Origin of the sequence: Nostoc sp. (genome assembly GCF_035638895.1) — a bacterium.
Taxonomy (GTDB): Bacteria; Cyanobacteriota; Cyanobacteriia; order Cyanobacteriales; family Nostocaceae; genus Nostoc.
In genome coordinates this window covers 1-11,488 of sequence record NZ_DASQZC010000150.1, presented here as the reverse complement: position 1 = coordinate 11,488, position 11,488 = coordinate 1, and the positions used below count along the sequence as shown (strand labels likewise).

8 protein-coding genes are annotated in these 11,488 nt (G+C 43.5%); 6 read left to right on the top strand and 2 right to left on the bottom strand.

From position 1 onward, the window contains the following. The 4 genes from VE944_RS07265 to VE944_RS07250 form a co-directional block, all read left to right on the top strand. A partial coding sequence (locus VE944_RS07265) for a photosynthetic reaction center family protein (RefSeq protein WP_475483619.1) occupies positions 1–506 on the top strand: 506 nt, incomplete at its 5' end. Next, entirely contained in the window at positions 490–1,881 is a 1,392-nt protein-coding gene (psbC, locus tag VE944_RS07260; protein WP_324974423.1) for a photosystem II reaction center protein CP43, read from the top strand. The genes VE944_RS07265 and psbC, both read left to right, overlap by 17 nt. Positions 1,882–2,011: 130 nt before the next feature. After that, positions 2,012–2,197: a PCP reductase family protein gene (locus VE944_RS07255; RefSeq protein ID WP_190731868.1), complete on the top strand. Its 186-nt coding sequence runs from the start codon at positions 2,012–2,014 to the stop codon at positions 2,195–2,197. Positions 2,198–2,218: 21 nt separating this feature from the next. Beyond that, positions 2,219–2,875 carry a Uma2 family endonuclease gene (locus VE944_RS07250; RefSeq protein ID WP_324974417.1) on the top strand — a complete coding sequence of 219 codons (657 nt, stop codon included), beginning with the start codon at positions 2,219–2,221 and terminating at the stop codon, positions 2,873–2,875. 48 nt (positions 2,876–2,923) lie between these two features. Here VE944_RS07250 and VE944_RS07245 read toward each other — a convergent pair whose 3' ends face one another. Both VE944_RS07245 and VE944_RS07240 read right to left on the bottom strand, forming a co-directional pair. After that, positions 2,924–3,760, bottom strand: coding sequence for an SWIM zinc finger family protein (locus VE944_RS07245; protein WP_324974414.1), 837 nt, complete (start codon positions 3,758–3,760; stop codon positions 2,924–2,926). 99 nt (positions 3,761–3,859) lie between these two features. After that, a complete protein-coding gene (locus VE944_RS07240; protein ID WP_324974412.1) occupies positions 3,860–8,533 on the bottom strand; it encodes an SNF2-related protein in 4,674 nt (1,557 codons plus the stop codon). Between the two features lie 187 nt (positions 8,534–8,720). Here VE944_RS07240 and VE944_RS07235 point away from each other — a divergent pair, with 187 nt between their 5' ends. Both VE944_RS07235 and VE944_RS07230 read left to right on the top strand, forming a co-directional pair. Next, positions 8,721–9,209, top strand: coding sequence for a GNAT family N-acetyltransferase (locus VE944_RS07235; RefSeq protein WP_414690109.1), 489 nt, complete (start codon positions 8,721–8,723; stop codon positions 9,207–9,209). Positions 9,210–9,310: 101 nt separating this feature from the next. Beyond that, a complete protein-coding gene (locus VE944_RS07230; RefSeq protein ID WP_324974406.1) occupies positions 9,311–11,467 on the top strand; it encodes a polyribonucleotide nucleotidyltransferase in 2,157 nt (718 codons plus the stop codon). Positions 11,468–11,488: the final 21 nt, after the last annotated feature.

Genomic DNA, 11,488 nt, shown 5'->3' with positions numbered 1-11,488 from the left:
TGCAAGGGTTCCATAACTGGACACTCAACCCCTTCCACATGATGGGTGTTGCGGGTGTATTGGGTGGTGCGCTACTGTGCGCCATTCACGGAGCTACAGTAGAAAATACCTTGTTTGAAGACGGAGATGGTGCTAATACCTTCCGCGCCTTCAATCCAACCCAGTCTGAAGAAACCTACTCAATGGTGACGGCAAACCGTTTCTGGTCACAGATTTTCGGTATTGCTTTCTCTAACAAACGCTGGTTGCACTTCTTCATGTTGTTCGTGCCAGTCACTGGCTTGTGGATGAGCGCCGTCGGCATCGTCGGTTTGGCACTCAACCTGCGGGCTTATGATTTCGTCTCCCAAGAATTGCGGGCGGCAGAAGACCCTGAGTTTGAAACCTTCTATACCAAAAACATTTTGCTGAACGAGGGTATCCGCGCTTGGATGGCTCCTCAAGATCAACCCCACGAACAATTTGTATTCCCTGAGGAGGTATTACCACGTGGTAACGCTCTCTAATAGACCAAATATATTAGGCGGCACTGGACGCGACCAAGAATCTACTGGCTTTGCCTGGTGGTCTGGTAACGCGCGTTTAATCAATCTATCTGGCAAACTACTGGGTGCTCACGTTGCCCACTCTGGTTTGATTGTATTCTGGGCTGGAGCGATGACCTTGTTTGAAGTCGCTCACTTCATTCCTGAAAAGCCCATGTACGAGCAGGGCTTGATCCTGTTACCTCACCTCGCCAGTCAGGGCTGGGGTGTTGGTGCTGGCGGTGAAGTTATCGACACCTTCCCCTACTTTGTTGTCGGTGTACTCCACTTAATTTCCTCAGCTGTCCTTGGCTTTGGCGGTATCTATCATGCCGTTCGTGGCCCAGAAACCTTAGAAGAATACTCTTCTTTCTTTGGTTACGACTGGAAAGACAAGAACAAGATGACTAACATCATCGGATTCCACCTGATTATTTTGGGATGCGGTGCGCTGCTGTTGGTACTAAAGGCAATGTTCTTTGGTGGTTTGTATGACACCTGGGCGCCAGGCGGTGGTGACGTTCGGATTATTACCAATCCGACATTGAACCCAGCAGTTATCTTCGGCTATGTACTCAAGTCTCCCTTCGGTGGCGAAGGCTGGATTGTCAGCGTCGATAACTTGGAAGATGTGGTCGGTGGTCACATCTGGGTTGCCTTTATCTGTATTGCTGGCGGTATTTTCCACATTCTTACCAAGCCTTTTGCTTGGTCACGTCGTGCATCCATTTGGTCTGGTGAGGCTTACCTCTCCTACAGCTTGGGCGCTCTGTCGTTGATGGGCTTCATTGCCTCAATCTTTGTTTGGTTTAACAACACTGTTTACCCCAGCGAATTCTACGGCCCTACCGGCCCAGAAGCTTCTCAAGCTCAAGCTTTGACCTTCTTGATTCGTGACCAACGCTTGGGTGCTAACGTCGGTTCTGCCCAAGGTCCCACAGGTCTAGGTAAATACCTGATGCGCTCTCCAACTGGTGAAATCATCTTCGGTGGTGAAACCATGCGCTTCTGGGATTTCCGTGGCCCTTGGTTGGAGCCTCTACGTGGTCCCAATGGTCTTGATTTGGAAAAAATCAAGAACGATATTCAGCCTTGGCAAGCTCGTCGCGCTGCTGAATACATGACCCACGCTCCTCTGGGTTCTTTGAACTCCGTGGGTGGTGTGGCTACTGAAATTAACTCCTTCAACTACGTATCTCCTCGCGCTTGGTTGGCGACTTCTCACTTCGTACTAGGATTCTTCTTCTTAGTTGGTCACTTGTGGCACGCTGGTCGCGCACGGGCTGCGGCTGGTGGTTTTGAGAAAGGAATTAACCGTGATACTGAGCCAGTGATGTTCATGGACGACCTAGATTAGGTTGTAAAGTTTATTTCATCACTGACAATTAAATAATTTAGAGGCTCTTGCATAAAAGCAAGGGCTTTTTTTATAGGAAAATTAGTCATCTCTTGATTAAAGTGAGTGACTTACCAAGGTAATTAATACTATGAGCGATTCCAATTTTATTGATGCTTTGCGATGGACATCTGAAGCTAAAGAAAAGTTACAAAATATTCCCTTTTTTGTCCGCTCTCAAGCTAAAGCCAGAATTGAACAACTGGCTCGTGAAGCAGGACAAGAGATTGTGACAGCAGATTTGGTAGAACAGGCTAGGCTTGAGTTTGGACAATAAAACATTCTGGAGGTGGTAACAATGACAGTCGCCAAGAATCGAGCAGACCGAGTAATGCTTTATGACATTAGCTGGCAACAGTTTGAAAATCTTCTAAAAGACTTGGGAGAGCATCGGGCAGCAAGACTAGCTTACGATCGCACCACTTTGGAAATTATGACACCTTTACCAGAACACGAACATTACAAAGAGGTAATTAGCGATTTAGTCAAAGAAATTGCTGATGTGCTGGATTTAGACTATGAAAGTTATGGTTCGACTACTTGGAAGCGAGAAAGCCGAATGGCAGGGGTAGAGTCAGATAACTGCTTTTATTTCCAGAATGAAGCTGCGATTCGGGGTAGATTGGATCTGGATTTGAAACAAGACCCACCGCCTGATTTGGCACTGGAAATTGATATTACCAATAAATCTTTAAATCGTTTTCCCATTTATGCCCGCCTGGGAGTACCAGAACTCTGGTGTTATGACTCCGGTGAACTCAAGATTTATCTCCTGCAAAATGGGGAATATGTCGAGTCAGAGAACAGTTTAGTGTTTCCTACTTTAGCAATTCGATATCTGCCAAAACTCATTGAGCAAAATCGGGCAAATGGCAGACGGGCAATTCGTCAGGCAGTGCGCGAATGGGTGAGAAAAGGCGGAAAAGGTGAACTATCTAGTCAATATAATTCATAATTACGAATTACGAATTACGAATTACGAATTACGAATTACGAATTAGTATCAACTTGCTCCCACATTCATTGCTGTTAAAAATGCCTTCTGGCTCACATCTCTGTAAACTGTATTCAAATACTTCATTACCACATCACTGGAAGTTGAATTTACTGCATTTTCCTCTTCCTTCGCTAGGGGGATTGCTCCTAATACATCTAATACCATCTCATTAGTAGACGGCGCAATAACTACTAATGATGACTCCAGTGGCTCATTGTATTGCCAAAAAGAATCAATTTTTACTGAGTATTTGTTATTAGGAATTGACTCTTGAATATTGGGCGTTTCTATGGTATAGGGTTGAATTTTAGCACTACGTAATTGACGTAAATCGCTGATAATTTGCTCTTTGGTGCGTCCGCGCAATTGAAATAGTACAAAGGGGTCTTCACTGAAGCGATCACCTAACTGATAGTACAAGGCACCAATGTGTTTACAGGGATTTGCTTTATCAGGACAAGAACATTTACTCTGAACATCACCAAGGGTAAAAGGAAATATCGAAAGACCATTAGCCGTAAACACTTCTTCTATATTTTGTGGCATTTCACCTGCTAGTAATTTTGCAGCAAAAATTGCTCTTTGGGACATGGTTTCAATTACATAACCCCATTGTTCATCGCTAAAAGGTTCAAGGGAAAGGGAAACTTTATAGGGTTCTACTTCACTACCTTGCACCCTAGCCAATACTTTTGCACCTTTAAATTCAATGCTGAGAACATTTCCTTGACGAGCATAATTTCTTGCGCGTTCTAAACGCTTTTTAAAGCGATAGGAATCTAGTAAATCTAGCCATTGTTGTGACCACCATTCTCGACTTGCTTGTAATGTGTAACTAGTCATGATTAATTCAAAAGCTTAGTAATGTGCTGTGCTAATTTTGGTGGGTTCGTAGTGAGCGCTTTAGCGCTCAAATCAAGGACTAAAGTCCTTACTACGAAATTATTCTGCATCATCGTCAATTACTGCACTCCGATCAAGTATTAGTAAGTTACGAAGTTGGTCTGTATCCAGTTCTGTCAACCACTCTTCACCAGCGCCCACAACTTGTTCAGCTAGTTGTTTCTTACTTTCGATCATGTCATGAATTTTTTCTTCTAAAGTGCCAGTGCAAACAAATTTATGCACTTGCACATTCCGGGTTTGTCCAATCCGAAATACTCTATCTGTGGCTTGATTTTCCACGGCTGGATTCCACCATCGATCAAAATGGAATACATGATTTGCTCGTGTTAAATTGAGTCCTACTCCACCCGCTTTCAGAGAAAGAATCATAATCGGTGGCCCTTGAGGATCATGTTGAAAACGGTCGATCATTTCCTCACGTTGTTTTTTGCTGGTGCTACCATATAAAAAGAATATTTCTCGCCCAAGCTGTTTTTCTAAATAGGGTTTAAGTAACTTACCCCACTCAGCAAATTGTGTGAAAATTAAAGCTCTATCCCCTTCTGCTAAAACTTCTTCTAACATTTCTTCTAGCCGCAGAAGTTTGGCTGAATTATGTTGCTCTAATGTCGCCTGCTTCAAGTATTGGGCAGGGTGATTGCAGATTTGCTTGAGTTTGATTAGTAATGCCAAAATCATCCCTCGACGTTGCAATCCTTCAGCAGATTCTATTTCTACTAAAGATTGTTCTACAACTTGTTGATAAAGTGCGGCTTGTTCACCAGTCAGACCGCAAAATACGGTCATTTCTTGCTTATCTGGTAAGTCTTGAATAATGTCGCGATCGCTTTTCAATCGCCGCAGTATAAATGGTTGTACTAATGAACGTAATTGAGTCAAAGAAGCGGTATCACCATACTTTTCAATTGGCATGGCAAACCGACGCTGGAAAAATTGTTTATTGCCTAAATACCCAGGATTGAGAAAATCTAAAATAGACCATAGTTCTTGCAGTCTATTTTCTACTGGTGTCCCCGTTAATGCAATGCGAAATGTCGCTTCTAATTCCCGCACTGCTTTTGACTGCTTCGCATCTGGGTTTTTCACATTCTGGGCTTCATCTAAAACAATTATCTGCCAAGAGACACTTTGCAATGACTTGATATCTCGATGAAGTAGTGAGTAGCTGGTAACGATTAAATCGTGCTTTTTCACTGCTTCTAAAAATGCTTTTCCTTTTGGACGTTTGTCACCGTGATATTGCAAAATTTTCAGACTTGGTGCAAATTTATTTACTTCCCTTTCCCAGTTGCCTAAAACAGAAGTTGGACAAACTAGCAGTGTTGGATTTTCTAGCGCATCCTGTTCTTTGAGATGTAGTAGAAAAGCGATGAATTGGACAGTGTTATGACAAATAATATTGTTAGCGACAAAATTATGATGTTCGCTAACTTCAAAGTCATAAACCCATCCATCATAATCTATCTCTTCTATTGATTCTATCCGGCAATAAAATACCTCTTGGTCGAGAAGACATTGCAAAGACTGTCTTGTTAAGCTCAACTGTTCTACATCTAAGTTGCTATATGCTGTCAGGGTTTGAGTTGTCCACTTAGAAGGTTTTAGTAACTGATACTGTTCTTGGGCTTCTCCACTGATAATGCGGTTCATCCCAGCTATTACTCGTTGTAAACTATCTCTAGAAAATTGCTGTGAACCATTAATGTAAACAGTGTTGTGAATCCCAAAATGCCGCAATGGTAGCCCTGTGCCCCTGACTGTTTGGGCAACCATATCAGAAGCAGGAATTCCTTCAATATTTGTGTTGCTGACTAGTTGACAAATTTGTTCTAATTTGCTCTGTTTTTCTGAGTTATTAAAACCAATTTCTTGGATAAATCTGCGGGCAGAATTCCCTCCAATTATACCAATATAGTAAGTGCGTAAAGTACGAGTTCCATTAGTGGCACACTTCAGTTTGGGCGATATTCGCAACCAAATACCGAAGCGCCGCAACAGTTCAGAAAGTTGCTGAATCAGTAAAGCTGAGGCTGTAGCAATTTCAATACTCCCCATACTCAAAACAACAGCAGATTCAGCATCAAAATAGTTTTGTAAAAATATCCGCACACTATCCAAGTCTGCCTGCATAATGAAGGGCGGAATAGATTTTTCTGCCGATAGTTTACCCCAAACATAACCTTTAGCTTCTAAGAATTCCCGATAGGGTTGGCTGTTAACTCGAAGAGCAGAAACTCTGTTAGGGAAGGTAGAGATATTAGGGCTGTTAATTTTGAGGTTATAGCGCTCTTTAATACGTTGGCAAATCTGGAGTAAATCTTTTAATACTCTGGGATCTTTTTGGGATATTGTCACTCTTCCAATATTGGGTAGTTCATGCCCTTCAGCAATCTGGCAAGCAAGAAACTTGACTAAATCAGGGTCTTGTGATTTTCCATTCCAGAGCGTTTTACCTGGGACACAAACGTAATCACCCACCTGTAAGTTATTTGTCCAACCTTTACTTGTGAGCAACTTATGACGATGAGTGATTGTGATATTGCTACCGTCTTCTAGCGTGACTTTTCGTAATTTTTCGCTGACTTGCTGCCGATACAACCGTTTAACATTAGCTTGGACGATTTTGCCAGTTTTTTCATTTATGGAATTAACTAGTAATTGCTCTGTGGGGTTAGCCCAAAATCCTTCACCGTCAAACTCTGTTTCTCCAGCGTGAGTTGTCCAGATTGTCTCGGCTGTGCGTAACAGTCCATTTACATTGACTAAAGTATCATTCGCTACGCATTTACCGAGTCCCATATCGTCGGCGAGACACGCGCCTAAGCCCCAACGTTCTAAGAATGACAGCCAAGCAGCACCACGTTCTTGATAAGGCCGCAACTGCCCTTTAAAGCCCGTTGGAGTAGCTAAAGGTGCGATCGCTTGATTATTGTTTAGCGCCCCAATTAACTCTTGCAACGCCCCAGATGCCTCAAAGCTAACCACTGGTAATTTTTCAATTACCTGGGTATCCCCTGTACTGAAACGCAAGGCATCTTCCAAGGAAAGCGCCATTTGGTCTTTGCGAGTGGTAAAAAATGTTTGGGCTGTCTTAATGTCTTGAGGCCGCAATTCAACCCACTCGCCGTTAATTTCTACTAGTGGACTATTTAAAGCCACAAGTTTATCAAACTCAGCTTTGGAAATAGTTTGTCCTCCAATTGCCAATTGCCATTGGAAATTTAGTAGACTTTGCAATCCTAAACGTCCCTGCTTTTTCTTTGGGGTTTCGGCAGTAATTTTCAAACCCAAACGGTTCGCCCATCCTTCGCGGTTCGCTAAACTGGGAGGCAAAATTACTCCTAAACCACTGTCTTCCAACCTCCAAGCTACAGCTTTGATAAACTCATAAGCTTGCATGGGGGTGATCCGAGAAGATTGAGGATATTCGGTTTCAAAACTGGCTACTATTGTTGGATATAATCTGGAAGCTACCCCCAATCCTCGCAAAAATGTTTCCTGTGGTTGCTCAATTGTCCGATTTTCATAAACTAATCGTTCAACTGGATTGTTCCAAATAGTTGCCGCATCCACCAAAAACTCAGGATCATCAGCCGCTTGCAAATAATACGCCAATGTCCAATCTGTTTCGTCAGACTCTGGAGAACGCAATTGAAAACAAGTACGAAATAGAGTTTTAAGAGTTAATTGGTATTGTAGCGGCATAGTCCAAGCGTTTAATGCCGCTTCCAGTCGTTCCACTTCAATTGCATCTGCATTAACTGTATGAGATGCATTAGTTAAAGCTTGCAACCACTGCCGTACCGCAGATGGTAAAGATGCGCTCGCTTTAGCTTCAATTGGAAGTTGAGAACCCACCATTTCTCGCACTTGGGCATCTATTGTACTGTTGAGAAATCCCAAAAGTAATTCTTGAGGTTCGGCTGGAAAGTCTATATACATTGGGCACTGGACATAGTTATTTTCCTTGTCCCCTTGTCCCCTTGTCCCCTTGTCTCCCCCCACTCCCTCTTGATAAGTCCGACAAACCAACGGCATATCCGCAGAAAATTTTTCTAGGCGAGTTCCATCTACAGCACTGTCTAGAAGTACTTGCCATTTAGCAGCAAACGCACCATCTGATTGTCGGTCAATTCTTGGTAAAAACTTACACCGCGAGATTAAATCTAAACCCCATCGGGAAACTTGCGACCAAAAACGTAAGTCTCCTCCTAAAAAGGCATCTTCACCTTTTGCAGCATTTAGGGGAATAGCAGCGAGAAATTTTACTGCTTCGCTGGGGTTAAGACAAAAACCCTCAACTCGCCACGGTTGCAAATATTGCGGGGAGTCTGTGTCTAGTCCCAAGCTGGCAGAATGTACGGGGAAAATTGCAGATGTTCCTTCTACACTGTTTTCAGAGATATGAGTTGGTAGCGCAATGATTTGCGAATGCGTTGGTAATTTTATCTCAGTCGTACTGGCGGCTTTACGTGTTCGTCCAGTAGTAGCATTCGCAACTTGAGGTTTCTGGATGAAGTTGGTAATCGCCATGTTCTGCGATCGCAACCACTCATTCAACTCAACTGATGTCATTGCTAATGGATTTAGTGGTATCTCTCCAGATCCATTAGGCTCGAAATTCACTCGTGGCGATCGCCAAGTTTCTCCCCAAATAAATAAACAACCATTTTGATTTTTTAGTAACCAATTACAGTGTAAAATCGCCATTTGTTAATTACTCAGATTTCCCAAATTTCAAGAATGAAAACCGCAATATTTGCTTTTTGTATCTTCTCAAGAAGATGATCTAACTAAAAAATACATATAATTAATTTATTTAATATCAAGATTATTAATAGTGATTTTTCCCATAGTTAAAGTTTTAAAAGACGGGATAATAGTTGAACTAGATTATATGCATCCTCAAGAACAGGAGGTTGTAAGAGCATTACTCAATGTTGTAATTGTTGAAGGTAAAACTTATCCACAAAAGGAACCTTTATCTCAGGCAGAATTTTTAGCTTACTGGTTGAGTAAGGATGCCTTTGTTGTCAGGACATCTGTTCAAGATGCTACACACAAACCAAAAGAAATATTAGGGGCGTTTTATTTAAAACCAAACTTCCCCGGTCGGTGTTGCCATATTTGCAACGCTGGTTTTATTGTACAACCTGGGTTACGTGGTCAGGGAATCGGGCGGTTCATGGGAGAAGCGATGCTCTTGATAGCAGCAAACCTGGGCTACGAAGCAGTAATGTTCAATTTGGTCTTTGAAACTAATATACCTTCAATTACACTTTGGCAGTCGTTAGGATTTGAGATCATTGGGCGCATTCCGCGTGCGGCGAAGCTAGAGGATGAACAAATGGTAAACGCGCTGATGATGTATCGGGCTTTAGGTTGAACTACTTATCTATCTTTGTATGTACTAGAAGTCAGTCATAGTGCATAAATGTTAGGATTGCCACAGAAAGAGAATAGCGAAAGAGAAGGAAAAAAAACTGAATGGCAGAAGTTGATAAGTCAATATCCTTCGATGGAAGGGATATTCGGCTGAAAGTAGGCTTACTAGCTCCCCAGGCAGGTGGGTCGGTTTTGATAGAATCAGGGGACACATCCGTTTTAGTCACGGCTACGCGATCGCAAGCCAGAGAAGGCATTGATTTTCTTCCCCTTACAGTAGATTATGAAGAAAGGCTATATGCTGCTGGTAGGATTCCCGGAGGGATCATGCGCCGAGAAGGTCGTCCACCAGAAAAAACAATTCTCACCAGCCGTCTAATAGACCGTCCCATGCGTCCCCTGTTCCCTTCATGGCTACGGGATGACCTGCAAATTATTGCCTTAACGCTGTCGATGGACGAGTTAGTTCCACCCGATGTGTTAGCAGTTACAGGCGCTTCAATTGCTACCCTAATTGCCCAAATTCCTTTTAATGGGCCAATGGCAGCAGTGCGAGTTGGTTTAGTGGGAGATGATTTCATTATTAACCCCACTTATGCAGAAACTGAAGCTGGAGATTTGGATCTAATAGTAGCAGGTTCACCACATGGCGTAATCATGGTGGAAGCGGGAGCCAATCAGTTGCCAGAGCGAGATATTCTCGAGGCAATTGACTTTGGTTATGAAGCAGTACGGGACTTAATCAAAGCGCAGCAAGATTTAATTGCAGAACTGGGTTTGGTAATAGTGCAAGAAGCACCACCAGAAGTAGACCAGACGCTAGAAAATTATATCCGCGATCGCGCCAACGGTCAGATTAAGAAAATCCTCGCTCAATTTAGTTTCACCAAACCCGAACGCGATGCAGCTTTAGATGTCGTCAAGGATGAAATTGCCGCGACGATTAGCGAACTGCCAGAAGAAGACCCAATTCGAGTTGCCGCAACTGCAAATAAGAAGGCACTTGGTAACACTTTTAAAGATATTACCAAATACTTCATGCGGCGACAAATTATTGAAGATAACGTCCGCGTTGATGGTCGTAAACTCGATCAAGTGCGTCCCGTTTCTTGTCTAGTTGATGTTTTACCAAAGCGAGTCCACGGTAGCGGTTTATTTAACCGGGAACTAACTCAGGTATTATCCGCTTGTACTCTGGGTACACCTGGGGATGCTCAAAACCTTAACGATGACATGCAGCTAGATCAGCACAAGCGTTATCTGCATCATTACAACTTCCCGCCGTTCTCAGTCGGAGAAACCAAGCCAATGCGGGCCCCAGGAAGGCGTGAAATTGGTCACGGCGCATTAGCAGAACGAGCGCTACTACCTGTGCTACCGTCAAAAGAACAATTTCCCTACGTGATTCGCATCGTATCGGAAGTACTTTCCTCAAACGGTTCCACTTCAATGGGTTCAGTCTGTGGTTCCACCCTAGCTCTGATGGATGCTGGTGTACCAATTCTCAAACCCGTTAGTGGTGCAGCAATGGGTCTGATTAAGGATGGGGACGAAGTGCGAATCCTCACTGATATTCAGGGCATTGAAGACTTTTTGGGCGATATGGACTTCAAAGTTGCCGGGACGGATACCGGGATTACCGCCCTGCAAATGGATATGAAAATCTCCGGTTTGTCGTTGGAGGTTATTTCTCAAGCCGTTCACCAAGCTAAAGCAGCCCGGTTGCACATTCTGGAGAAAATGCTCGCCTGCATTGACACGCCACGGACTGAAACCTCACCTTATGCCCCACGTCTGTTAACAATCAAGATTGATTCAGACATGATTGGTCTGGTAATTGGGCCTGGAGGCAAGACCATTAAGGGGATTACAGAAGAAACTGGTGCAAAAATTGACATCGAAGATGATGGCACCGTGACAATTTCGGCTGTGGATGAGAGCAAGGCCAAGAGAGCCAGAAACATCATCCAGGGTATGACCCGCAAGTTGCATGAAGGGGATGTCTACGCAGGACGCATCACTCGGATTATACCGATAGGTGCATTTGTGGAATTTCTGCCTGGAAAAGAAGGGATGATCCACATCTCACAACTAGCTGACTACCGCGTTGGCAAAGTTGAGGATGAAGTCGCGGTGGGCGACGAAGTGATTATCAAAGTGCGCGAAATTGATAACAAAGGTCGGATTAATCTCACCCGCTTGGGTATCCACCCAGATCAAGCAACAGCAGCAAGGGAAGCTGCGGCGGTGAATCGGTAACTCGATTTGGGATTTTAGATT

Coding starts and splice junctions, on each gene's coding strand:
- VE944_RS07250 (WP_324974417.1), top strand. CDS start 2,219: ATGACAGTCGCCAAGAATCGAGCAGACCGAGTAATGCTTTATGACATT.
- VE944_RS07240 (WP_324974412.1), bottom strand. CDS start 8,533: ATGGCGATTTTACACTGTAATTGGTTACTAAAAAATCAAAATGGTTGT.
- VE944_RS07235 (WP_414690109.1), top strand. CDS start 8,721: ATGCATCCTCAAGAACAGGAGGTTGTAAGAGCATTACTCAATGTTGTA.
- VE944_RS07230 (WP_324974406.1), top strand. CDS start 9,311: ATGGCAGAAGTTGATAAGTCAATATCCTTCGATGGAAGGGATATTCGG.
- VE944_RS07245 (WP_324974414.1), bottom strand. CDS start 3,760: ATGACTAGTTACACATTACAAGCAAGTCGAGAATGGTGGTCACAACAA.
- VE944_RS07255 (WP_190731868.1), top strand. CDS start 2,012: ATGAGCGATTCCAATTTTATTGATGCTTTGCGATGGACATCTGAAGCT.